Here is a 24,806-nt window from a genome sequence, read left to right as displayed (position 1 = left end):
TAGGTTCAGGGAGGCCGATGAGTTTGGAGAATCGCGTGGCAGAAGCATTGGATAAGAGAGGCGAAGCTGACAGTGATCAAGCCTTAATGTTGCAATATATGCAGGGAGATATGTCAGCATTTGAGTCACTGTATCAAAAACATAAGGGCGGTTTATATCGCTATTTCGTTCGTCAGATAGGAGATCTTCAGTTGGCTGAAGATCTTTATCAAGACACTTGGGGACGAGTGATTAAAGCGGCGGCGAGTTATGAGCCAAGTGCGAAGTTCACCACTTGGTTATATCGAATTGCGCATAACCTATTGATTGACCATGTTAGAGCCGTAAAGCCAGTGGATCACTTTAGTGAAGTATTTACCGAGGAGCAGGATGCAGACTCCTTTTTACCAAGTGATGAGCAAGCACCGCAAACGCAATTTATAGCCTGGACCAAAGCTCAGCTGCTTAAGCACTGCATCTCACTACTGCCTACGGTACAAAAAGAGGCTTTACTGCTCAATATGGAAGCGGGGTTTACGGCAGGAACCATTGCCGAGGTGGTCGGAACATCACTTGAGGCGACGAAAAGTCGTATTCGTTACGCCAATCAAAGTTTAAAGACATGTGTCATGAACAAATGGCAGGAGGTTGAAAATGAAAGATGAAAATATTGATAAACCTGCTGAATTTGATGATGAACTTCAGCAGTTATATAAGGCCCAAGAGCAGGAGGTGCCTAGTGCTGAGTTGGATGAAGCGATTTTAAAGCTCGCTCGAGCTGCAGTGAAAAAAAGCCAAGATGATAATGTGGTCATTGTAGAGACGAGTTTTTGGCGTCGTCATCGTTGGCCACTGTCATCGGCAGCCTCTGTCATGTTTGTCGCGACATTACTCTTGATTAATCAGGATGTCACCCAAGATATATTGTCTGATGATGTTCCAGTTATGATGCAGATGAGTGAGCCACAAGGTGAGCTTGGAGATAGTGATAGTGCGCAGCCCGCGGCAATGGATACTCGCTCCTATGCTGGAGATAAAGGTGTTGAAGCGCAAAGTGTGCAAGAAACCGATGAGATGAAACGAACTGCACCTAGAGCCATGGCAAGTTCGCCTCAAGCTGAAGCCTTACCTGCAAAGTCGTCACCCAACACTGCTCAGCAGCAAAGCGATCCTAAAGTGGAAAGTATCGCGATATCGGTTGATGATATTGACCAAGATGTGAGAGCGAAAATTGAATCTCTCTCTAGCAGTAAATCGGCTAAGACCGCGTCTCAACGTGAAGCTATGGTGAGTGCAAAACAGGCGCTGAATCATCTTGAAAGTTTAGTGGAGATGGAGAAGTGGGCTGACGCTGAGAAGCTAGTGTTGAAGCTTCGCAGAAACTATCCTGAACTAAGAAGTGAGGATCACCCTCAACATCTAAGATGGAAAGCCTTAAGTGAGCAGGTCATTATTCCTCTGCCTAAGCCTAAAGTGCCAAGTTCTGATAAGTAGTTAACTTTAAGGTTTGCCCTCTGATATCTTGTGTATTAGGGGGCAAGATCAATCCAAGTCAGTGCCTTACTGAGTTTTAAAACAGATCTCTAAACCAATCCCATACCCCTAGTGAAGTTCCCTCCAGTAGATCTATCCCCATTGCCGACTTTAGAATATAGAGGGTGAATAATCCTAAAAGGATGCTGATGGCAATAAAACTTAATACCAAGCCGACAAACATCAACATAGAAGCATGTTTCTCACGCCTTGTATAAGCACGTTTGTTTTTGCCTAGTAGGAAGACATAGAAAAAACGTAGGCGAACAAAAGGAAACGAAAAGGTGCCACGGTTATCGATAAAATGCTTAGCCCAAGTGCGATCGCCTAAGGCTATCCTGAAACCTTGCAGTTGTGTATCTGTATAACTATCGGCGATCTCTTTTGGTAGCTTTTTGAGTAGTTTTTCGATAATTGGATCTTGTCTGATAGGCAAGGCATCTGCTTCATTCATGATCTCAATATCTTCCAAAACTGTTTTTGTTACAGCACTCTCCTGATCGCCTTGCTCCATAGATAACCCGAGGTATTGGATAATATTTGTTAAGTATAGTCAGTAAGCTGTACACATTTCGTAATAATTCTTACTGACTATTTTACTGTTGAATTAATAAAAGTTTGTTACCTTGTTGGCCATAAAAAATTAAATAAAAATAATGAGCTAAAAATGAAACCTCGCCTCTCGCTTGTTTGCACCCTATTGGCATTCGGTGGTCTAAATTTTTCGACCGCGATTGCATCAGAATCGACAGCACTTCCTGGTTACTACCGAGCTCCAGCGCTGAGTGAAAATACGTTAGTTTTTACCGCTGAGGGCGATCTCTGGACTAAGCAGATGGGTGAGCCGCAAGCGCAAAGGTTAACGAGTTTGCCTGCACAGGAGTTAGGGGCAACCATCTCTAAAGATGGTAAGTGGGTGGCTTATGTCGCCAACTATGAGGGGACCAGTGAGGTCTATGTTATCCCGATAGCGGGTGGTCAGGCCAAGCGAGTCAGTTTTGAAAATAGCCGTGTTCGGGTTCAAGGCTGGACAGCTGATGGCAAAGTGCTTTACGCCACTGATAACGCTTTTGGTCCGGCTAACTACTGGGTATTAAGAACGGTTAACCCCGAGACATTAGAGGCTCAAGATCTACCACTAGCCGATGCCATTGAAGGGGCAATTGATGATAAAGGCGAGTACCTTTACTTTACCCGTTTTGGCCTGCAAACCACAGGGGATAATGCCAAGGTCTATCGTGGCGGTGCTAAGGGCGAGTTATGGCGTTATAAGCTCAATTCAGATCAAGAGGCGCAGTTATTAACCAGTGCTCATCAAGGCTCTGTTCGTCAACCTATGTTGTGGGACAACCGCCTCTATTTCATCAGTGATGCAGATGGCAATGATAATTTCTGGTCGATGGCACTCGATGGCACTGATATTAAACAGAGCAGTGATTTTAAAGAGTGGTCGGTACGTGGAGCACGCCTAGATAACGGCAAGATAGTGTTTCAGCAAGGGGCTGACATTAAGCTGTTTGACCTGAGTAATCATGAAAGCCGCACTTTGGATATTCAACTGGTTTCTGACTTTCCCCATCGCCGTGCTCACTGGGTCAATAGCCCGATGAAGTATGCGACCTCTACTCAGCTTTCACCTGAGGGAAATAAGGTTGTTATCACCGCAAGAAGTCATGTTGCGATAGCGGGAACCGATGGCTCCCGCCTTGTTGAGTTAGCACTTCCCGGAAACAGCCGAGTGCGATCTGCAGTGATGAGCCCAGACGGGAGCTGGGTGTATGGGATAAGCGATGCATCGGGAGAGCAGGAGATCTGGCGCTTTCCTGCCGATGGCAGTCAGGGGGCAAAGCAGCTAACTAAAGATGGCACGACTCTACGGATGGGGATTAAGCTCTCGCCTGATGGGCGTTATATCGCGACCGATGATTACAATGGTGACCTTTGGCTATTGGATCTTAAAAGAAACCGCACCAAAAAAATCATTACTCAAGGTGAAGGCTTAGGTCCCTATGCCGATGTGGTCTGGTCGGGGGATAGCCAATACATCGCCGTGACTAAATTTGAGTTAGGCACACCAAGGCCGCAAGTGGTGCTCTATTCATTGGATGATGATCGAAGTGAAGCTTTAACCAGTGATAAATATGAGTCATATGCACCCGCATTTAGCCCTGATGGTCAGTGGCTATATTTTCTCTCAGACCGTCAATTTAGCTCAACACCTACCTCACCTTGGGGCGATCGTAATATGGGACCCATGTTTGATAAGCGCACTGAAATATTTGCTTTAGCCTTAGATAAAGATGCCAAGTTCCCATTTCGTCAACCAGATGAGTTAACTCAAACAACATCGGTTGGTAAAGAGGATAAAGCAGCGGGCACTGCGGACGTTAAAGTCGATTGGAGTGGTCTGGGTCAGCGTTTATGGCAGGTGCCAGTTGCTTCGGGTAACTATTCTGCGCTTAAGGTGAACGATAACGGCCTCTATTTTATCGATCAGGCTCCGGGCAAAGAGAGTGTACCGGGCCTTAAAGTGGTTAAGTTTGACCCATTATCACCAAAGGTTGAGACCTTTAGTGAGGATGTTGGCAGTTTTGGTCTTTCACGCGACGGCAAGAAGCTCTTTATCCGTAAGCACAGCAAAGATGGTCAAGATATGTTGATAGTCGATGCTGCTGACAAGCTTCCTAAAAAATTAACCAATGCCAAGGTACAGACTCAAGCGTGGCAGTTAGCGATAGAGCCTGCACTTGAGTGGCAGCAGATGTTTGAAGATGCTTGGCTAATGCACAGAGACTCCTTCTTTGATAAGCAGATGCGCGGTCTTGACTGGCAAGCAACAAAGCAAAAGTATCAGCCGTTGGTGGACAGATTAACGGACCGACATGAGCTCAATGATATCTTTAAACAGATGATGGGCGAGTTAGACTCACTGCACTCTCAGGTGCGTGGTGGCGATCTTCCTAAAGATCTGGATATGGCAAAAGCGGCAAGTCTTGGTGCTCGTTTAGCGCAGACAAAAAATGGAGTAGCTATCACTCATATCTATGCTAACGATCCTGAGCTGCCATCTCAAGCAGCCCCATTAGCCCAGATAGGTGTGGACGCTAAAGTCGGTGATATCTTGGTGGAGATTAATGGCAAGAGTGTCACAAACCGCGCCGATGTGACTCGCTTTTTAACAAATCAGGCTAAAAAGCAGGTGCTGTTGACCCTCAAGCGGGGCAGTAAACAGCACAAGACCATCGTCAAACCTGTCTCTCCTGGTCGTGATGCCAAGCTTAGATATTTAGATTGGGTTAATTCAAACGCTGAGAAAGTGAGTGAGGCCTGCGACGGAGAGTTTGGTTACCTGCACCTGTATGCCATGGGCAGCGGTGATATTGCCAGCTTTGCCCGTGAGTTTTATGCCAACTACGATAAAGCGGGTCTTGTGATTGATGTTCGCCGTAATCGTGGTGGTAATATCGATAGTTGGATTATTGAGAAATTACTGCGCAGAACATGGGCTTTCTGGCAGCCAACTCGTGGTACTCCAAGTACTAATATGCAGCAAACTTTCCGCGGACACTTAGTGGTGTTGACCGATCAATTGACCTATTCCGATGGTGAAACCTTCTCTGCAGGTGTTAAGGCCCTCGGGATCGCCCCACTTATTGGTAAGCAAACCGCTGGAGCCGGTGTCTGGCTATCTGGCCGAAATTCATTAACGGATAAAGGGATGGCTCGGGTCGCTGAATACCCTCAATATGCGATGGATGGACGTTGGGTGCTGGAGGGGCGTGGAGTCAGTCCTGATATTGAGGTTGATAACTTACCCTATGCGACTTTTAAAGGTGGTGATGCTCAATTAGAGCGTGCCATTAACTATCTCAAAGAGGAGCTGGTACAAGCGCCTGTTCTTCCCCTGAAGGCTCAACCAATTCCAGCTAAAGGGATGGCTCAGGATATTACTCGTCAATAGAGGTAGATCGAGATCCACTCAATTGAGTAAAAAAGATTGTTAAGTCAAAGTTTGAAGTAAGCGTTTATGTTGTACGCAGACCTTCACCTCGTCTGTTATGAACATATTAGGGGGTTACGGCCAAGCGGTTCCCAGGCCAGTAACCCCCATTTTTGATTTCCCTTCGTCTATATTTCATTGAATCAGAGTAAAAAGTCAGCTTTCAATAGTTAATTATTCTGCATATCTCCTTAATTTTTATATTCAAGTACCCTCTGAAGGGAAATTTCTTGTATATTTGATTGTATTTGATTGATATTAGTGATGTCGCTCTGCGACTCTGTAGCTTTTTCTTTTTTGGGTACCCCTATGGATAAGTTGCTTCAAATTGCCTTACTTGTGGTCATGTTACTTGCGCTTTGTGTTGTGTTTTGGCGTTTGCGTTTATTAACGATTAAAGACAAAGAGAAATTTTCTGGTTATGCACGCTATGGTCGTTTAGCGGGTGCAGGGGTGATTATTTTTGTCACCATCATTTTTCTTATCGCCAAGATTGGACTCATTGTTGCGGACAAAAATGATAGAGAGAAGAGCGGCCAGTCACTATTAGGGGTCGTTGATGTTGCCGATGCAGCGATTGAAGCTTGGGTATCGGGATGGGAAGATAGAATTTTAAGTGTCGCGTTTAACCCCATACTTCATAGCCATGTGGAGGATCTGCTCCATGCGCCGAGAGACAGGGAGAGCTTACTGCTCGACTCCGATGTGGAGTGGGCTCGCTCAGCTTACTTTCGTTACAGTAAACCGTTTGGCACCATGGGCTTTTTTATTATCGCACCAGATGGGATAAACCTTGCGTCAAACCGAGATGCAAATTTAGGGTTGATCAATATTGTTCAGACTAAATACCCGGAGCTTTTGGCCAGTGCTTTTAATGGGGAGATAGTGATAACCCCACCGATGCACTCAGATGTTGAGCTTGAAACTCCCGATGGTAGCTTCAATAAAAACACTCCAACCATGTTTGTGATGAGCCCTATTGAGTTCGTTAATGGCACTATCCCCGCAGTGCTAGCGCTGCGCATTAATCCCTATAAAGAGTTCTCAAAACTGACCAGTAGTGCTCATGTGGGGGACACTGGAGATTCATATTTTGTCGATGACCGTGGTCGTTTATTAACCGAAAGTCGTTTTAACAGCAAGCTAGTTGACCTTGGTCTATTAAAAAAGGGGCAAACATCAGTATTGAATCTTACCTCTCAAATCCCCAAAAGCAGTTATGAAGCTGCGGGGATCACTCCTAGCTCAAGTGATCAGGTCCACCTTACTGAGAGCGCCAAGCAGATCCGCGACCATTTAGATGGCGAGGACTTTTCGGGTTATATCGATTTTAAGGGGGATAAGGTTATCGGTGCTTGGCGCTGGAGCGATAAATATGGCTTTGGCATCGTATCTGAACTCACTCTAAAAGAGGCAAGAAAAAACTACACCAGCTTTCAGCGGATTGTTTACAGCATGTTTGCTGTGGTTGTTTTGCTCGTCTGTATCATCTTTATGGGCTCAGTTTGGGTAGGGCGCAGAATTCATGAACAGCTCAAAGCGGTCAACGAGAAGCTTGAAGATAGAGTGAATACCCGCACCTTGGAGCTGCAGGAGAGGGAGACTCGTTTGTGGGATCTCTATGAGCACTCACCGGTGGCTTACGCCTCATTGGACATTAAGGGCAATTTTATCAAGCACAATCTGGCTTTTGCTCAGTTAACGGGTCGAGAACGTGAGGAGTTTTCTCATCTTAAGTTTAATGATGTCATTAAGCATAGCGAAGAGTTTACCCAAGAGTTACTTGATCATGTGCTCTCTGGTGAGGTGACCTCAGATATTAGAGTTGAGCTTTTCAGGGATGATAAACAGAAAAAATTCGCCTCTATGACGGTGATCTCTAAATTAGATGAGCAGGGCAAGCTAGAGGATATTCGTCTTTCACTGCTGGATGTGACTCAAAGAGAGATGGTACGAAAAGAGCTGAAATATAATCAAGCCCAGTTTAGCTCTATGGTCAGTAATATCCAAGGTGCTGTATTTAGATATAGATTAAGTGAAGATTGGCGCACCTCCGAGATGCTCTATACCAGTCCCAAGATGGCTCAGATAACTGGTTATGAGATTGAGTTTTTCTTAGGGGATGCCCCTCAAGTTAATCTGTTTGATCTGATACACCCAGCCGATGTGGATGAGTTTAATCTGCAGATGGAGTCCAGTCGATTAGATGGTTCCTCTTTAAGAGCCGACGTTAGAATAATTAACGCTTCAAATATTGAACGCTATGTGCAGTTTCGTGCGCTTTTCTCTGTTAATGCTTCCGGGAGTGCTGAATATCTTGATGTCAGTATTTTTGATATTACCGAGCAGAAAAGCAGTGAATTGAAGCTACATGAATCAGAGGAGAGACTCGATGTCGCCTCCAGTAGTGCCCAGCTTGGTATGTGGGACTCTTTTCCGTTAGAGAGCAAGGTGCTGATTAACCATGTCTGCGTCACGATGCTGGGTTATAAGATGGATGATCTCTGCATCAGTAATGATAAGTGGTCTGAATTAAAGAGTGGTAACAGGACTTGGCTTGGTTTGATCCACCCCGATGACCGTGAGCTTTATACTGAGTTAATTGAAGCTCATATTACTGGGAATGAAGAGATCTATCGTCAAGAGCTTAGGCTACTTAATCATTCGGGCCAATATGAGTGGATGTTAAGTGTCGGCAAGGTATTTGAACGTGATAATCAAGGGCGGGCGATAAGAATAAGCGGTATCAATGTGAATATTGATGCCGCCAAACAGTTGGAGAAGGAGCTGGAGCTGTCCAAGCAGAAGGCTGACAGTGCCAATCGGGCTAAGAGTGACTTTCTTGCCAACATGAGCCATGAGATAAGAACTCCGATGAACGCCATTATTGGTATGTCTCATCTTGCGTTAGAGACAGATCTTGATCGAAAGCAGCGAAACTATATCGATAAAGTGAACCGTTCAGCTGAGTCTTTACTGGGGATTATTAATGACATTCTCGATTTTTCTAAGATAGAGGCGGGTAAGTTAGATATTGAAAAGATTGACTTCTCTTTGGAGGATGTCCTTGAAGATGTCAGCGATCTTGTCGGTTTTAAAGCAAAAGATAAAGGGATTGAACTGCTTTTTAATACTGAATCCTCTTTACCCTTCTATTTTAACGGTGATCCTCTGCGTTTATCGCAAGTGCTCACTAACTTGAGTAATAATGCGATTAAGTTTACGGAGCAGGGAGAGGTACAGATAAAGGTGTACGCTCACTCCATCAATGAAACCAATATAGAGCTGGCCTTTGAGATCTCAGACACAGGTATTGGGATGTCAAAAGAGCAGCAGTTGAAGCTGTTTAAGGCATTTTCACAGGCTGACTCATCCACGACCCGTAAGCATGGCGGCACGGGTTTAGGCTTAGTGATCAGTCAAAACTTGGTCGAGCTTATGGGGGGAGTTATCAGCTTTGAGAGTGAGGAGGGCGTGGGAAGTTGTTTCAAGTTTATTCTGCCTTTAACACCAGCTTCAGCGCTTGAAACTCAGAGCTTCGATAAGGTTTCCCTTGAAAATATTCATGTGCTTGTCGTGGATGATAATGCCAATGCTAGGGAGATCTTTGCCAATATGTTAGAGGGGCATGGGATCTCATACTCGTTAGCGGCGAATGGCCAGCAAGCGATGGCATTACTTGAGCAGGAGGGGGCCTCATACCAAGTGGTGCTTCTAGATTGGAAGATGCCTGGCATGAGTGGTGTCGATACGGCTAGGGCTATCCAAGAGTCGTCGTTAATTACAGAAAAACCTAAAGTGTTAATGGTAACCGCCTATGGTAGAGAGGAGTTAATCAATCTATCCCAAGGGGTCAATTTTGCTGGAGTGCTAACCAAGCCTATTACCTCCTCACACCTGCTTAATACCATACTTGAGTCCTTAGGTAGGGAGGTCAATAAACGCAGTAAGAGCTCGGCGAAAGAGATGATGTACCGCGCTGCGTTAAAGCAGCTTGCAGGAGCGCATATCTTAATTGCCGAAGATAACGATTTAAATAGAGAGCTGATTGTCGACCTGCTCTCAAATAACCAGATCACCTCCGTAGTGGCTATGAATGGACAGGAGGCTATCGATTGTCTGCTCAAGGAGTCATTTGATGGTGTGTTAATGGATTGCCAGATGCCCGTCATGGATGGATACACAGCAACGAAGAAGATAAGAGAAGTAGAGGGGTTATCAGCTTTGCCAATCATAGCCATGACAGCTAACGCAATGGCTGGAGACAGAGAAAAGGCTATTGGTTGTGGCATGACAGATCACATCTCAAAGCCGATAAACGTTCAAAATACCTTTATCACAATGGCGAACTCTATTAAGCCGAAACACCCAGTGAAAGTTCAAGATGAGGTAGCGGATAATGCTCACAAGGAGCTGGGATGTGATATCGAGATGCTCCAGTTTAATAGTATTGATACCAAGTCTGGCTTAGAGCGAACACAAGGGGATGGTGCGCTGTACCGTAAAGTGCTTAAGCGCTTTAACGGCTCAACAGACTCATTTGAAAGTGATTTAATGCAGGCATTAACCCAGACCGATCTTATTGCTGCAGAGAGAGTTGTCCATACCCTAAAAGGGGTTGCAGGCACCATAGGGGCGACAGATTTGGCCATTGAGGCTGCCCAATTAGAGTCTTGTGTTAAGCAGCGTAGCGTCGCTGACACTGAGATGGTGGCGCTTAACGCTCAGCTTGAAAAGGTCAAAGCTCAATTAAAAGAGGTTAGAAGTGAGCTGGCTGATTATTTTGATGGCTTCAGTGAAGCGGTGGCGAGTCAGCCATCAGAGGATAACTTGTCAGATGATGAAGTGAGAGATAAGTTGAACAGATTAGATACCATGTTAGAGAACTATGAGGCTGAAGTGGGAGACTTTATCTTCGATGAACTATATTTTCTAAAAGGTGGGAGTTTAGATAAAGCGTTTAATGAGCTGAGTAAGCAGATAGAAAACTATGATTTTGAAGCTGCAAGAGCTGTGGTTGCCTCAATGTTATCGTCACTAAATGAGAAGCTAGATTAAGGGATATCAAGAGTGGATAAGAGTATGGTTGAGAAGGCGACAGTGCTGGTGGTTGATGATACGCCGGAAAATATCGATGTGTTAGCAGGTGTTTTACGCGACCTTTATAAAGTCAAAGTGGCAAGAAATGGTGAGATCGCGCTGAAAATTACCCGCTCGCCTTCGCCTCCTGATCTGATTTTACTGGATGTGATGATGGACGGTATTGATGGTTATGAGGTGTGTCGGCAGTTAAAGGAGGACCATAGTACTCGTCATATCCCTATTATCTTTGTTACAGCTAAGATAGCTCAGGAGGATGAGGTGAAAGGTTTTGAGCTGGGGGCTGTGGATTACATCAGTAAACCTATCAGCCCAGCCATTGTGCTTTCCAGAGTGAAGACACACTTAGCTCTCTATAATCAAAACCGTGAGCTTGATAGGAAGGTGCTAGAGAAGACTCAAGAGATATCTGATAACCAGTTAAAAGTGGTGCAAAGGCTAGGGCGAGCTGCCGAGTATAAAGATAACGAAACTGGAATGCATGTTATCCGCATGAGCCATTACACCTATGTACTGGCTTTAGCCACCGGAATGAGTGAGAAAGATGCCGAGACATTAAGAGTGGCAGCGCCAATGCATGATGTCGGTAAGATAGGTATTCCAGATTCGATTTTACAAAAACAGGGGAAACTGGATGAGGATGAGTGGCAAGTGATGCTCACCCATGCAGAGATTGGCGCCGAGATCTTAGGTGACGATAGCTCCGAGATGCTCAGTATTGCGCGCACTGTTGCTCTATCACACCATGAAAAATGGGATGGCTCAGGTTATCCTTATGGATTAAAAGGTGAAGCTATCCCTATGGTGGGGCGCATCGTTGCTATTGCAGACGTGTTTGATGCACTGACTAGCATCCGTCCCTACAAGCAGGCATGGAGTGTTGATGAAGCGTTGGGGCTGCTTAAAGAGGAGTCGGGCCGACATTTCGACCCTTCCCTGGTGACGCTTTTTATCGCATGTATCGATGATATTTTGGAGATTAAGAGTAAGTTTCAAGGTTAGAGTAGGGGAGTTTGCTCTGTGCTATGAATAGATAACCTCTATCTCAGATGAGAGGCTATTGGCGATAAAACAGTTTGCGTGCGCTTTTTCGTGGATTTTTTCTAATACTTCAGCTGAGACATCGACGCCTGATTGGAAGACGATCTCCGGTTTTAATACTAACTTTACAATTGCTATTTTTCCTGCTGCATTTTTTCCTAAGATGGCACTGGCGTTATCGGTATAAGTTTGTACTGGTAAACGCTTTAGGTGTGCGATGGTGAGGAAAGTGAGCATATGGCAGGATGAGAGTGCTGCAAGTAACTGCTCCTCCGGATTGACCCTCTCCTGGTTGCCTTTATATTCAGGGGCTGATGAAGCCTGAACTGTTTGTCCGCTCCCAAATGTTACGCTGTGGTCTCGATTAAACTCACCCTCAATGCTCGCTTGAGTGTTCCATTGGGTGATAACTGAGAAGCTCATGACGACTCCTTAATGTCTGATTAACTGGAACTGCTGTTAGCCCTGCATACTCCTGGTCCGTAACCAAAGTAGCGTTTAAAAGCCTTAGCAAATGATACATCATTGCTATAACCCACATCTAACGCAACTTTTAATACTGCATCACCTCTAATAAGCTGTTTCTTAGCTTTAGTTAACCTCAGTTGTGAGAGGTATTCTTGCGGTGTGGTGTCCAGATAGTTTTTAAAGTGGTTGATGAAACTGGCTCGGGAGTAACCACCAACATTAGCAAGTGAGTTCAGATCCCATGGCGCGGCTAAGTTACTATCTATGGCCTGAAGAACCTTCGCCATCTTAGTATCCTGTAGGGCGCGAAAAAGACCCATTTGCGAGTTATCTTCAGCAGAAAGTTGCCTTAATAGGCTGAGAAAGAAGACTTCACAAAGGCGAGAGAGAATGATATCGCTGGCTTGAGCACCAAGTGTCACTTCTAAAATCAAGCTCTCAATGATACTGGCTAACACGCCTTGGTTTTGTTGTGATTTTATCAAAATACAGGAGGGAAGCTGGGCAATCACAGGGTGAGAACTGTCCTCTTTAAAGTCGAAATAGCCACACATTAATCCAGCAGAGTGAGGCGTGTTGTCGCTAAATGGGTAAGCGACAAAGCCGTCAGTTTCTTTTGCTGTTTGTTTATCAGGACTATGGCTGATGATATGGGGTGAGTCATGGGGAAAGATCACCAGATCGCCAGCCGTTAAAGGCTCTGCTTGATAGTCATCACAAAAAAGAAAAGCTTTGCCTGAGCTGATGAGGTGGAAGCTCGCAAGCCCTGAGCCTGAGGTATCAGTACTCCAGGGATCGCAGACGAGTGAGCGGTGAAAGATAGTTGCATTGAGGTGAAAAGAGGAGAGTAATCCGTTTAATGCTGACATTGTTTCCTTCATTGCTCCGTTAATTAAATACCAATCAGTATAAATAGCTCTTCAGACATAAACTCTAGACTCATAGGCATACCGCAAACTCTATGTTTTTCTTATTCTAAACAGGAATTAAACAGCCATACTTTAGGAATAGAAAATGAAAAAATTAGTTCTGCAATTTATTACCCTTACTGCGTTAGTCTTGAGCTTAAATGTGTTTGCTGCAACCCCTGAGAAAAACGCTGATGGTGTCGTTGAGATCTATCTCGATCAACATGGAGGTCATTTTTCAGCAAGGGATACATTAGCATCGCTGAAACCAGGTAAGTATCAATTTATCATTACCAATAAGGCTGGCAAGCTTGTCGGTTTTCAATTACAAAATTTTACCACTCATGAAGCGTTGGATATGTTTCCTCTAGAGCCTGGCGAAACCTTAAAAAGTGATGTGATTAACGTGACATCTGAAGGCGTTCGCTTTCGCTGCCCAATCAACCCAACGCCTTGGTACGATATTGACGGTATCCAAGGTTAACTTGACCGAGAAAACGGGTAATTTATTTCTCACTTATCTGTTGGAAAGCATAGAAAAGCCGCAATAGTGCGGCTTTTCTATATTTGGATTATCACGAACCCATAAACATGAGTGCGACACCCAGAGAGCTGGAGCCTGCCATTAGGTGAGGGAGGTGTTTAGGCTGGTAGCTCGCGGTTAAAATAACTAAGAGCCCCGCAAAGGATAAAATCCCCGTAAACAGAATACTGCCATAGGCAAAACCTAGATAACGAATGCCTAGGTAATAACACAGAGCGAGGATCCCCCAACCTATCCAGTAAAGTCCTCGGCTTTGAGCTGGAGTTGGTGAGCGCTTAAAACTATCACGAAAGTGAGAGAACATCGCCAGTGCCATACAGCCTAGCGCTAGGTAACTAAAGGTCAATAAGCTAAGTGTCATTGAGTTTGATATCATCACTTATGCTCCCTCTTTAACTGTTTGTGAAAGGTGAGAATCCTGTTTAGCTGGTCGGTTTACCTTAGCGAGGTTAGTTGTATGCCTAAGCTTGTTTGAAGCAAACCAAAGTGCGCCACCAAATAACATACAGATAAGATCGAACCCAACTAACGCCCACTGTTGCCCGGTGATGTTACTTATCAAATGGCTATTTGAGGTTAATGCGTTAAGTACTGGAATGGCGATGAGGCCTGCTGCTGATAGACGTAATACTAAGCGCCAGCTAGTTTGCCCTCGGTTAAAGCAGGCTAATAGCGCGACAAGTGCTAGGGCAATAAAGAAGCTATTTATCTCCCATTGAGCTCGGTTCTCCATGGTTTTAGCTAAAATGCGGTTAGCGTAGAAAAAGCTGCAGGTGGCAAGAGGAAGTCCTGCGATAAAGGTTAGGTTTAACCCCTCAACCAAACGTAAGCCTAGTGTCGCTTTGGCGCCATCTTTAATCCTTTTCTGCTGTTTTTGACGTATTTTTATTGCCCATAAAAGGGTGCCGGTAGCTATCATGGCGCAGCCCATAATGCCGCAGATGAAGAAAAATGCTCTGAGCACAGGTTCGGCAAACCGCGCTGTATGTAGAGACATCAAGGTATCATGGGTGACATGAGTTGCTGATGGCGTGACAGGTGTATCACTGAGCAGCTTACCGTCAGTGCCACTGAAAATAAGTGGGACTCGTTTATCTGTTACTGACTGTTGTGTATTTTGATAGAAACTGATTCTGCTGTTCTTGTCATTAAGGTTACTGATAACAACCTGTTTGAGTGGAACATCTCCCCAAAAATCTTTCACCTTAGGTAGCAGAGTGTCTATCTGTATCATATCTGCTGGTATATCAGCGGGTTTTACCTGTACACGGCTAGGTTTGAGCTCTGCACGAAAAGCGCGAGCATCTCCATCATAGGCTGTCAGTATGCCCCAGGGCATATAGATCAACATTAAGGTGATAAGACCTGTGTAGGTGATCATTAAGTGATAGGGAAGTGCCAATACAGAGCTGACGTTGTGAGCATCTAACCATGAACGGCTGCCTTTGTTACGTCTGAAACTAAAGAAGTCTTTAAAGATACGTTTATGGATCACTATGCCACTGATTAAGGCCAGTAGCATAAACATGGTGCAGAAGCCGACTATCCAACGTGCGATGTTGGCGGGCATGTAGTGTAGATCGAAATGTAATCGATAGAAGAAATGTCCACCGCGGGAGTCGCGAGTATCTGTGATGATCCCTTTACCGTCGGTTTTAACGATATGCTCAATAAACTTCCCGCGGCGCTGACCTGGCTCTGGTTGTGTTTGCCAGCCATAACTGAGGTAAGGCTTACGCTCCGTGGGGAAATTAATTCGCCAGTCTTTTGTATCACTGGCATGTTGGGCAAGATAGGCTTGTGCCTGTGTAAGTTGAGCCTTGATCTGACTCTTCTCGTAATCTTGAAAGACCTCTTTATGTAGCTCAGGTTGAGTCCATAGGGAGATCTCATAACGGTAGTAACTAAGGGTTCCAGCGAAAAACACCAATAGCAATACCCAGCAGACCAGTAGGCCGACCCAAGTATGTAGCCAGGTCATGGTGCGGAAAAAAGTCTCTTTCATGGGTTAACCTAAAAGTAAAATAAGAAGGTAAAACAGTGTGCTAATACATAAGAGATCACGCCAAGCCTGTCGGCTCCTTTTGACGCTGAAAGCCCATAATGCAGCGATGGTATAGAGAGCAAAAGAGAGCATCATGGCTGTCAGTACACTCTGTGCTACTGGAAGTGGTAGCGCTAAAGCGAGCAGTCCACAAGCCGTTGCGGCAACTAGGTAGCCGCCAAAGATAGCTGCGAGAGAGCGGGAGAAGATATCAACGCTAGGTTTTGATAACAGTTCTGGCCACTTTAAATTAACGAATGCCACAGTTTTAAGGTCCTAAAGAGTCGTGCTTAGCAGGTATTGAAAGCAAGAATAGGGGGATTTTACATGAACTTTTGATAATGAGAACGGTTTTTATTTAGATTTAATCTGTAAATTTGAGGAGATGAGAGCTGCATCTCATATCGAGAGTGTTCATTTTGGCTTATGCTTATCATGTAGATTAAATTTAGTACTTTTTATTGACAAAATTTTCTGCATTTAGCTCATTTTTATGACGATTACCTTAGTTTCGTCTTAATTTTGGACATTGAATATAGTAGAGGCTTGCTTTTGTGGTATTTGAGGAGTAAATATTAAGTCAGCTAGTTTGATAGTCTATGACGCAGCTTATCTATATTTGTGTACAGATTGGGGACTGTGAACAGTAAGACAGGCTAATATGTTGGCCATATTGCTAACATTTATATGTCATCGTTAGAATGGATACAGAGTTATAAAGGACTGATAGTAAAGGGTAGAAATATATTAAGTGTGCGGCAAAAGTGACTAAGTAAATTCTTTTACATGCCCCCTTGTGTTTTCCCGTCTCAGCCCCAAGCTCTATTATTGAAGTAATTCTTAAAAGGAAAACCTATGAAAATAAATCTTTCAGGTCACCACGTTGATGTAACCGATTCAATCAAAGAGCATGTGAACGACAAGTTTTCTAAAATCGCAACTCATTTCCCGTCGTTAATCTCGCTAGATGTTATCATTTCAAAAGAACACGGTGAGCATCAGGTTGAGTTGCGTACCAATTATGAAGGTAGCCGAATTTCAGCTTCAGGAACAAATGAAATCATGTTCCCAGCCATTGCTTCAGCAGCCAAAAAGCTAGATGCAGCGCTTAAACATCGTAAAGGGCAATTAAAAGCCGATAAGCATGAGAAGCCTGTAAGCACGACTCCAGAGATTGCTCATGAGATCATTCAAGAGATGAAACTGGTTTAAGTCAATGATGCGTTAGCTTTATCTTATTGCTACCTAGGTAAAAGATAAAAATTTAAAGCCACCGATAATTCGGTGGCTTTTTTTTGTAAAAAAATTTCTTAGGATCAATTATGAAGCCAAGCTTCAACTATGATTTATATATCAGTGAAGTGATGAATGGACTCTATAAGGTTTACTATGAGTAATAATATTGATTTTAGTGAAATATTTAACGACAGTTATGATTTCGTTCTGCGTAATGAAGAGCTGTTTTTTAGTACATTTTATGAAATATTTGTCAGCAGTAGTCCTCAAGTTAAAGCGGCGTTTAAACATACCAATATGGCCAAGCAGAATGAGATGGTGAGAGAATCTTTTGGCTTTATCATCTGTTTTTTTGTGACTAAAATTGCCGATGAGCAGCTGGTTAAGTTGGCAATAGATCATAAAGATAAATTTCATGTGGACTCTGAACTCTATGCGGTTTTTGTTAACTCAGTGCTTGCCGCTCTGGAGAAGATCTATCCTAAGTATAACAATGAGTGTGCGGTTGCCTGGCGGATCACTATGGCGCCGGGGATTGAGTTTATGAAGCATATTTATGATGTGGAGTAATACCAATTGTATTTTTCGTTTTGAGTTAGTTTATCAAAAGCCACACTGAGTAGTTCGCTTCCTTATACTGATTGGTATAAGTTTACTTATCTAAACCTCTTGGCTCTGCTACTATCGGCTCTTGTTTATCTTCAGAAGTACGCGGAGCTCACTTGTCACCTATTCCCACCCTGTCTCCCTCACCGGAAGTCACTCTCTATTTTTGTCCGTTAGCAACTGAGGCGATAGGCCCAGATGAAGCTGAGTTGATACGCAGCTGGTTACCTGAAGATGAACTCACTAAAGTTTCACGCTACGTTCAAGCGGATGCTCGCGATAAAGCCTTGGTGGTAAGGGGGTACTTGAGAGGGATTTTATCACTAACGCGTTCAGGTGATGTAACACTCTCACCTAGTGAGTGGCAGTTTGAATATGGCGAGAAAGGTAAACCTGATTTAATCACAGAGCAGGCGCTATTAAGCGGGTTGAAGTTTAACATTAGCCACAGTGGTGACTGGCTGGTGGTTGCTGTATACCAAGGTCAATTGGGATTAAGTGGTGGGGAGAGAGCTTCTATTGAGTTAGGGGTCGACATTGAGCGTAATAGAGACTCAACCAATATTTATCCTATTTTAAACCACTACTTTACCCAGAGTGAAACCGATGAGCTTCTCTCTTTGCCTGAGTCCTCTCAGCGACAGCGATTTTTTGATCTTTGGGCCTTAAAAGAGTCCTATATTAAAGCCAAAGGTCTAGGTTTAGCCCTCTCTCTTAAGTCATTTTATTTTGACTTCGCTAGGGCGACTAAACAAAAGATAGAGGTGAGTAAGCTAAATAACCCTGCGGTTGAGTGTGTGTTGTTTGATGGTATTGAGCTATACCTAGTCCGGGAGGAGGGAGATAAGTGTGCAGCTGATACTTGGTGCCTCTTCTTGGGGAGACTAAGCGAAGAGTACCGTTTTGCCGTCAGTGCATCTCATATTGGTACATTTAACCTGAAGGCTTATCAGCTCACGTTAACGGAGATGTTGTCTCGCTTAAAATAAAAAAGAGCAGAGGTTAGTCTGCTCAAAAGGGAGGGAGCGAGAGCAAATTACTTAAAGGTTAAATATGCTCTCGTTTTACACTTTTGCTACTGAGATTAGTATTTGGCTTGCAGGGTTAACCAAAGCTTATCGGTGTCATTTGAAAAGCCATATCCTGCATCAGCACCACTAAAGCTTGCGTATTTCACGCCCACATCATAGTGTTTAGCAAATGGATAAGTTGCCGCAAAACCCCACTCTTTACCCATGTCGATATCACCAAAATCTGAGTCAAATTTATGGTACTTGGCTAGAAGTTTAAGGCCAGCGACTTTCGCCGTTAAGATAAAATGAGTATCGACAATGCCGTTCTCCCAGTTACCAGCACCACCAAAGAGGAATTTATCTGTCCAGCCGTTAAAGGCGTGCAAGGTTGCCAGTGGCGTGACAAAGCCTGCTTTACCATCATCAGAGCCTAAGACCTCATAGCCTAACTTAGCTCCAAAACCGTTAAAGCCAACTCCTGCACCTAATTTGTAGTAGTTAGCAGTATAGCTGGTTGGGTTATCGCCACCTTCAGACTGCTGAGCAAATTCGGCTTCGTAATTGAGCTTAATCTTATCTAGCTTAATGCCACCTGCTGCGCGAATACCATAAGTATCGGTAGAGAATTTAGCGACATTGATATTGTCAATAAGGTAGGCATAACCGCTTAACTTAACGAAGTCTAGTCCCTTATAGTTAACGTTTAATAGGCTGGTTTCATTTTTATGCTCATCCTTGCCTGAACCTTCAGGGAAAATGCGGTTTACATTATTGACATAAGCATAATAAGCAGTCAGATGTTTGACCGCTGTATTTTGAATCGAAAACGCATCATAGGTTTGCTCATTTTGACGGAAACCAACACCGCCAACAAACCTTTGATTATCGAGTAAGATACGCTGACGACCATATTTTAGCAGTGTGTCAGCTGGTGCTTTATAACCAATAAATGCCTGATTAATTTGTGTGTATTCATAGTCGGCAATAAGAGGTTCATCATCGGTTGAGCGTACATCGTCAACTTCTGCTAGCGCGAAGAAGTTATAGATATCACCTGTCTTATAGTTTAGGCGCGTACGCAGAGTGGTTTGATTCTGATCGTCGACATTATCAACATCCGCTTGCTCATAACGTAAACGGAACTGTAGCTTTATCTCTGAATCGTCAATAAAGGCTTTTTTGAGTGGATCAACCGTATCGGCTGCGATGGCAGATGCGGATAAACTTGTCAGTATAGCTAGGGTAAGTGCACGAACTTTCATTAGGTAGTCCTTTTGTTTCATCATTGCTCTGAGGCTGTTATAGATGTTAAAAGGTGTGCGCTTTTTGATCTGGAACAATGTTAACTAATGATTATGCCTATGTTGTCATAAATGTGACATAGATCATCAGCTTATACTAATTAAGTGGTACCTATAAAGTGGTATTTATTCAGCTCTGCTAAAGTTGTTATGACTAAAGGTTTTATAACTGAAGTTGTTTGATAATTCAGTTCGATATCTTGTGTTGTAATGCATGTGATTATACCCATATATAAAAAAGCACAGCTAACGATTAGTTAACTGTGCTTAATACATCTTCGGTGCTACTTTTTAGTGTTTATGCTCACCCTTCTGGTTAGGGTTTAATGGGACGATTTCAAAGTCGGTGTTAAACTCAACTAAGCTTGAAGATATTTTGCTAAAGGCATCTTTATCTCCCGTTAGCTTGGCACTGCCGTTGGCGAGCAGCTCCGTAAGCTTGACTTCTCCCATCAAGATACGGTTTACATCTGCCTTATTAATAGTGAGATTAGCATCTGAGTCTTTTGGCGTCGTGACTTCGATATTGCTTAAGTTGCCATTGCTCATCTCAACATAGAGAATGCGATTGTCATCTGGGGTGATCACATTCATGGTAACTAACCCCTGCTTAGCTGCTTTAAGGCTGTCTATTTTGACGGCTAAAAAGTCAAAGAGTGTTGGCATATCCATCTCACTTATTACATCGGCTGAAGCAGTTTTAGGTGTGCCAGGTTGGATACCAACTCGTAACTCCTGAGCACCTGTTAGATAGATATTTCTCCATCCAGCGCCCTCTGATTGATAGCCTAACTGCTCATAAGTATCGGCGAGCAGTTCACGGGCCTTACTGTTACTGGGATCTGCCATAACGACCTTATTAAGAGCGGTTGCTACGAAGCGGTAATCTCCTTGAGCAAAGTCAGCTTCGGCATTTGCTAATACCGTATCAGCTCCACCCATGTACTGGACAAATTTTACTGCTTCTGGATGTGTTGGCAGGGGATTTAAGTTTGCAGGGTTCATATCGAAATACCCTAAGTACATGTTGTAAACCGCTTTAGCATTATGGCTATAGGTACCGTGGTAGCCGTTAGTGTGCCAAGCCTTGAAAATGGACTCTGGGATCACCTCTTGGATAGCATCACCAATATCTTGAATAGTGACTCCTTGGTTTGCTAAACGCAGTGTTTGGTTATGGACTAGACCATAGTTATCTCTTTGCAGTTTAAGGAAGTCATTGATCTCCTCGTTACCCCAAACTGGTGCAGAATGCGCAGCAAACAAGGTTTCTACTTCGCCACCAAATGCATTGATCATCTCATTAATATCTTTAGACCACTTTTGGGCGTCACGTACTTTAGCGCCGCGAAGTGTGTAGATATTGTGCATACCTTGATAGGTCAGCTCTGCTGTCCAGAGTGCCTTCATCGACGGAATATAGGTGATCATCTCTGAGGCCGCCTCGGTACCTGATGCATCCATAAATATCATCTCTAGGCCGTCGATGGTGAGTGTTTCCCATTTTGACTCGCTATTTAAGGTATAGTCGGGCCTGACATAGGAGATCTCCCCTTTAGACAAGCCTTTGCCTAGCGCCGCATCGACAATGCCATGGTCGTGTTGGCCCAGAGTTGCACCATATTGATAGGCTGCACGGCGGCTCATGGCATTTCCCGCAAGTACATTCTCGTCGACAATCTCTTTGGTTATGTTATCAGAGCCATAGACCTTCACATTGGGATAGAGCTCCTGAACGCCTCTGGCACCACCGAAGTGATCAGCGTGGCTGTGTGAGTAGATCATCGCAACCACTGGTAACTGGCCACCTTGAGGCAGGTTTTTCATCGCGAACTCAAGGGATGCTTTTGCGGCCTCTTTGGTAAGGAGTACATCGTAGGCGATCCAACCATTATCGCTACGAATTAAGGTCAAATTAGACAGATCTGTCCCCCTAACTTGATAAATACCGTCGCGCACCTTATAGAGCCCATCTGCCACCATGTTCAACTTGGCTTGACGATACAGAGATGGATTGACCGTATCAGGGGCTTTCTCTCCAATAAACTTAAACTCAGCTCGGAGTATTTTTGCTGTTTTTTCATCTAATTTAGCGACAAGTTGCTTTGATGATTGTTCAAAAGCACGCGTATCAGCAAAGTTGAGTGTTTTCGCTGTGGCCTTATTAACTGCTGCTGTGTGACGGGTTGCATCTTTGCCTTGATAGCTAACAGTGATGTGATCATGCTCATGTTGAGCTGCGTAAGCGCTAAAAGCGAATGTATTGAGTGATAGTGCGCTGATAATTGATACTGCAAGTAATGAGTTTTTCATCGGTAGAGCCTCTTTTAAGCGTATGTCGGTTCAGCCTTAAGGATTGATGTTAAGGGCTGGTCTATTTCTAAACGTTGAAATCAGTTTATCTTGCTTGAATTGATAAATAATTAGGCTTAACCTGTGTTCTAATATTTATATTGTGAATATTAGGTTTAGTATGTCTCAAGAAAAACCATTGGATTTGAACTTACTGCGTGTCTTCTCCATTGTCTGTAAAACGGCTTCGTTTAGCCGAGCGGCAGAGGAGCTAAACTTGACTCAATCGTCGGTGAGTAACGCCATTGCAAGATTGAAGTTATCTATTGGTGAGGAGCTGTTTATTCGTGTTGGCCGGGGAGTTAAGCCAACATCGGTTGCATTAAACCTTTATCAACAACTTGAACAGCCCCTACTGGCTATTGAGCAGGTGGTGTCAGGTTTACACCTGTTTGATCCTAAGCAGAGCAAGCGAAGCTTCTATGTTTATGCGAATGAAACAATTATTCAGCTATTGCAAACCCGGGTAGATGAATACTTATGTGATAGCGCAATTGATATCGTGTTTCGCGAAACCCCAATAGGGGAGGAGCAGATACAGATGGATCTGCAGCTGGAGAAGGTAGATCTGGCCTTGGATATTACGCAACCCCATCTGGCCTCTTTTGCTTCGACAAAAGTCATGCAGGATAGATTGAACTGTGTGGTTAGAAAGGAACACCCTAGAATTCAGGGAAGTTTAAGCACAGAGCAGTATTTTGCTGAGAAGCATATTATTCATAACATGCGCCGCTCTAATCTGAGCATGGCTGATCTAATGACCAAGGAGGTGCTTCCCAAAAGAGAGATGTATGGTGAGCAATCGTCTTTGTTAAATATGCTGGCGACAGCGGCTAAATCCAATGCCATCGCGGTAGCAACACAATCATACACGGATGCTTATGCTGAGTTATTTGGCTTACAGGTATTACCGCTCCCCTTTGTGACAGAGCCGATTGATCTGTATATGGTGTGGTGTAAAAAGTTACAGCACAATGCGGCTAACCTTTGGCTAAGGGAGACCTTATTACTGTTAATCAAGTCGTCGTGATGTAAGACGTTAGAGGAGCTGAAAATCCGCTCCTCTATTTTTATCCATTTACGTGGTGGTCTTACTGCCGGGCGAGTCTATGACTCTCTGGAGGATGCTCAAAATCACTGCGGTAAGGGTTGATATCTAAGCCACCGCGCCGGGTGTAGCGTGCGTAGACAGTTAATTTTGCACAGTGACAGAAACGCTTTAGATCGACAAAGATACGCTCGATACACTGCTCATGAAATTCATTATGCTGGCGAAATGATATCAGGTAACGCAGTAGCTTTTCTCTATCTATTTTAGGTCCTTGGTAGCGGATCATCACACTGCCCCAATCAGGTTGGGAGGTTATTAAGCAGTTAGACTTTAATAGGTTTGAGTTTAAGGTTTCTGCCACCATCGCCTTTTCATCTGTGCTGTCGATGAGGTATTCAGGGTTAAAACTGTAATCTTCAACTTCAATATCGAGATCGTCAATACAGGTGCCTGGCAGTTCAACAACACGTTGATGGATAAACTGTTTAGGCTCTATAACTTTTACTAAAACCTCGCCCTTTGCACATTGACTAAGGTCAGTGGCTAAGGTTGTTTGAACCTGCTCTAGATTTTCAAATTTAGTTTGGTTAAAACTATTGAGGTATAGCTTAAAAGATTTGGACTCAATAAGGTTTTCACTATCAAAGCTAAGTAGAAATTCAGCGATAGCCACCATAGGCTTTCCCTTGGCATTGAGCCAAGAAAGTTCATATCCTGTCCAGATATCACTGCCGTGGAAGGGTAAAGTATTGCTGAGGCCTATGGCATCACGATTTAGTTTACGGGGAACCCCTTGCAGCAGTGATGCATCATACTCAGACTGATAGCCAGTCGCTTTTCCAAGCGTCAGTTCAGAAAGGGCCTGTGCATTACTATAGGGATCATGAACTTGTGTCATCAATGGTTTTTCCATGGCAAAATAGGTGATCATTATACCTGATTTTGGACAACAGCTAAGTGTCTTCTTTACCTGCACTGGATAAATTTTTAAAAATATATCATCAAGCTTATTTAGATAAACTAGGTGAATCTCCTCGTTATTATCCCCAAGGCGAGTCATCTCCCTGTATTGAGGGGGAGTTTAGTGATGATGAGCTTATGGCGGAGATGGAAAAATTGTTCTCTGGCATCCGGTAGAAAGAGAGGACAGTGTCTCTTTTGATAATGTCGATTCGGCTTTAGATATTAAGCTACATTCTGATATTAATAATTTTTATTGCCGGTACTTTTCAGCCCCACTTCTTTTTCAGTCAAAGTGGGGGGAGGGGGAGTTACTTCAGGTATGGAGCATGAGTGATTTTGAGTGCTTGCAGCAAAATATCATTGGCCATCTGATGATGAAGAGGAAACTTAAGCAGGCGCCAACTTGGTTTATCGGTGTGTTAGGCAATGGAGATAAAATGCTAACAATTGATAATAGTGATGGTAGCGTTTGGATTGAGATCCCTGGTGAAACGCCAAGTGAAAAGCTTGCCGATTCACTTGAGAGTTTCATCGACTCCTTAACACCGAGAGTTGCTCCTCCTGAGATACACATAGAGGAGTCAATGGCTGAGTTAGATCACCCCGGGATCTGGCACCGTATTAAGCTGATGTGGCATAACTTAAAAGGTACCAGATCTTAATGAAT

19 protein-coding genes and 1 pseudogene are annotated in these 24,806 nt (G+C 43.9%); 11 read left to right on the top strand and 9 right to left on the bottom strand.

The genetic code is table 11. From position 1 onward, the window contains the following. The first annotated feature begins 17 nt into the window (after positions 1 to 17). Together SWOO_RS17070 and SWOO_RS17065 are read left to right on the top strand one after the other, a co-directional pair. Positions 18 to 644, top strand: a complete 627-nt coding sequence (locus SWOO_RS17070; protein ID WP_012325923.1) for a sigma-70 family RNA polymerase sigma factor — start codon at positions 18 to 20, stop codon at positions 642 to 644. Continuing rightward, positions 634 to 1,473, top strand: a complete 840-nt coding sequence (locus tag SWOO_RS17065; RefSeq protein WP_012325922.1) for a hypothetical protein — start codon at positions 634 to 636, stop codon at positions 1,471 to 1,473. Before SWOO_RS17070 ends, SWOO_RS17065 begins: the two co-directional genes overlap by 11 nt. 76 nt (positions 1,474 to 1,549) lie before the next feature. On the opposite strand, the gene SWOO_RS17060 is transcribed toward SWOO_RS17065, so the two are convergent. Beyond that, the gene (locus SWOO_RS17060; protein WP_012325921.1) at positions 1,550 to 2,026 is read right to left on the bottom strand and encodes a hypothetical protein; all 477 of its coding nucleotides are present in this window, start codon (positions 2,024 to 2,026) and stop codon (positions 1,550 to 1,552) included. A 153-nt stretch (positions 2,027 to 2,179) separates the two neighbouring features. Between SWOO_RS17060 and SWOO_RS17055 the strand changes: the two genes are divergently transcribed. The 3 genes from SWOO_RS17055 to SWOO_RS17045 all read left to right on the top strand — a co-directional run bounded on the left by SWOO_RS17055 (position 2,180) and on the right by SWOO_RS17045 (position 11,614). Further along, positions 2,180 to 5,473: a S41 family peptidase gene (locus SWOO_RS17055; protein WP_012325920.1), complete on the top strand. Its 3,294-nt coding sequence runs from the start codon at positions 2,180 to 2,182 to the stop codon at positions 5,471 to 5,473. Between the two features lie 348 nt (positions 5,474 to 5,821). After that, positions 5,822 to 10,570 (top strand): response regulator, encoded by a 4,749-nt coding sequence (locus SWOO_RS25580; RefSeq protein WP_012325919.1) that lies wholly within the window; start codon positions 5,822 to 5,824, stop codon positions 10,568 to 10,570. Positions 10,571 to 10,594: 24 nt separating this feature from the next. Then, on the top strand, positions 10,595 to 11,614 hold the full coding sequence (locus SWOO_RS17045; RefSeq protein WP_041418230.1) for an HD-GYP domain-containing protein: 1,020 nt from the start codon (positions 10,595 to 10,597) through the stop codon (positions 11,612 to 11,614). A gap of 21 nt (positions 11,615 to 11,635) precedes the next feature. Here SWOO_RS17045 and SWOO_RS17040 read toward each other — a convergent pair whose 3' ends face one another. Then, entirely contained in the window at positions 11,636 to 12,076 is a 441-nt protein-coding gene (locus SWOO_RS17040) for an OsmC family protein (protein ID WP_012325917.1), read from the bottom strand. A 20-nt stretch (positions 12,077 to 12,096) separates the two neighbouring features. Next, a complete protein-coding gene (locus SWOO_RS17035; protein WP_012325916.1) occupies positions 12,097 to 12,990 on the bottom strand; it encodes an AraC family transcriptional regulator in 894 nt (297 codons plus the stop codon). Between the two features lie 145 nt (positions 12,991 to 13,135). On the opposite strand from SWOO_RS17035, the gene SWOO_RS17030 reads away from it, so the two are divergent. Further along, on the top strand, positions 13,136 to 13,513 hold the full coding sequence (locus SWOO_RS17030; protein ID WP_012325915.1) for a hypothetical protein: 378 nt from the start codon (positions 13,136 to 13,138) through the stop codon (positions 13,511 to 13,513). A 91-nt stretch (positions 13,514 to 13,604) separates the two neighbouring features. Here the strand turns inward: SWOO_RS17030 and SWOO_RS17025 are convergent, their stop codons facing one another. From SWOO_RS17025 to SWOO_RS17015, 3 genes are read right to left on the bottom strand one after another with little or no spacing between them, the layout of a single operon-like run. Continuing rightward, positions 13,605 to 13,949, bottom strand: a complete 345-nt coding sequence (locus SWOO_RS17025; RefSeq protein ID WP_012325914.1) for a DUF3325 domain-containing protein — start codon at positions 13,947 to 13,949, stop codon at positions 13,605 to 13,607. Between the two features lie 3 nt (positions 13,950 to 13,952). Next, positions 13,953 to 15,578: a PepSY-associated TM helix domain-containing protein gene (locus SWOO_RS17020; RefSeq protein ID WP_012325913.1), complete on the bottom strand. Its 1,626-nt coding sequence runs from the start codon at positions 15,576 to 15,578 to the stop codon at positions 13,953 to 13,955. Positions 15,579 to 15,581: 3 nt separating this feature from the next. Then, entirely contained in the window at positions 15,582 to 15,881 is a 300-nt protein-coding gene (locus tag SWOO_RS17015; protein ID WP_012325912.1) for a hypothetical protein, read from the bottom strand. Positions 15,882 to 16,472: 591 nt separating this feature from the next. Between SWOO_RS17015 and hpf the strand changes: the two genes are divergently transcribed. The 3 genes from hpf (at position 16,473) to SWOO_RS26455 (ending at position 18,448) form a co-directional block, all read left to right on the top strand. Further along, positions 16,473 to 16,829 (top strand): ribosome hibernation-promoting factor, HPF/YfiA family, encoded by a 357-nt coding sequence (hpf, locus tag SWOO_RS17010; protein WP_012325911.1) that lies wholly within the window; start codon positions 16,473 to 16,475, stop codon positions 16,827 to 16,829. A 177-nt stretch (positions 16,830 to 17,006) separates the two neighbouring features. Next, positions 17,007 to 17,423, top strand: a complete 417-nt coding sequence (locus SWOO_RS17005) for a globin (protein WP_195742807.1) — start codon at positions 17,007 to 17,009, stop codon at positions 17,421 to 17,423. A gap of 152 nt (positions 17,424 to 17,575) precedes the next feature. Next, positions 17,576 to 18,448 carry a 4'-phosphopantetheinyl transferase family protein gene (locus tag SWOO_RS26455; protein ID WP_012325909.1) on the top strand — a complete coding sequence of 291 codons (873 nt, stop codon included), beginning with the start codon at positions 17,576 to 17,578 and terminating at the stop codon, positions 18,446 to 18,448. Positions 18,449 to 18,543: 95 nt separating this feature from the next. Here SWOO_RS26455 and SWOO_RS16995 read toward each other — a convergent pair whose 3' ends face one another. Both SWOO_RS16995 and SWOO_RS16990 read right to left on the bottom strand, forming a co-directional pair. Further along, positions 18,544 to 19,734 (bottom strand): alginate export family protein, encoded by a 1,191-nt coding sequence (locus tag SWOO_RS16995; protein WP_012325908.1) that lies wholly within the window; start codon positions 19,732 to 19,734, stop codon positions 18,544 to 18,546. Between the two features lie 330 nt (positions 19,735 to 20,064). Further along, positions 20,065 to 22,086, bottom strand: coding sequence for an alkyl/aryl-sulfatase (locus SWOO_RS16990; protein ID WP_012325907.1), 2,022 nt, complete (start codon positions 22,084 to 22,086; stop codon positions 20,065 to 20,067). Between the two features lie 160 nt (positions 22,087 to 22,246). On the opposite strand from SWOO_RS16990, the gene SWOO_RS16985 reads away from it, so the two are divergent. After that, positions 22,247 to 23,155, top strand: coding sequence for a LysR family transcriptional regulator (locus SWOO_RS16985; protein ID WP_012325906.1), 909 nt, complete (start codon positions 22,247 to 22,249; stop codon positions 23,153 to 23,155). A gap of 61 nt (positions 23,156 to 23,216) precedes the next feature. On the opposite strand, the gene queF is transcribed toward SWOO_RS16985, so the two are convergent. Beyond that, positions 23,217 to 24,074 (bottom strand): NADPH-dependent 7-cyano-7-deazaguanine reductase QueF, encoded by an 858-nt coding sequence (gene queF / locus SWOO_RS16980; RefSeq protein ID WP_157582303.1) that lies wholly within the window; start codon positions 24,072 to 24,074, stop codon positions 23,217 to 23,219. A 59-nt stretch (positions 24,075 to 24,133) separates the two neighbouring features. Here queF and syd point away from each other — a divergent pair. Next, a pseudogene (syd, locus tag SWOO_RS16975) lies at positions 24,134 to 24,801 on the top strand (SecY-interacting protein). Positions 24,802 to 24,806: the final 5 nt, after the last annotated feature.

This window comes from Shewanella woodyi ATCC 51908 (assembly GCF_000019525.1).
GTDB lineage: Bacteria > Pseudomonadota > Gammaproteobacteria > Enterobacterales > Shewanellaceae > Shewanella > Shewanella woodyi.
The sequence above is the reverse complement of the archived record's forward strand: the minus strand, read 5'-3'. Positions and strand labels throughout refer to the sequence as shown.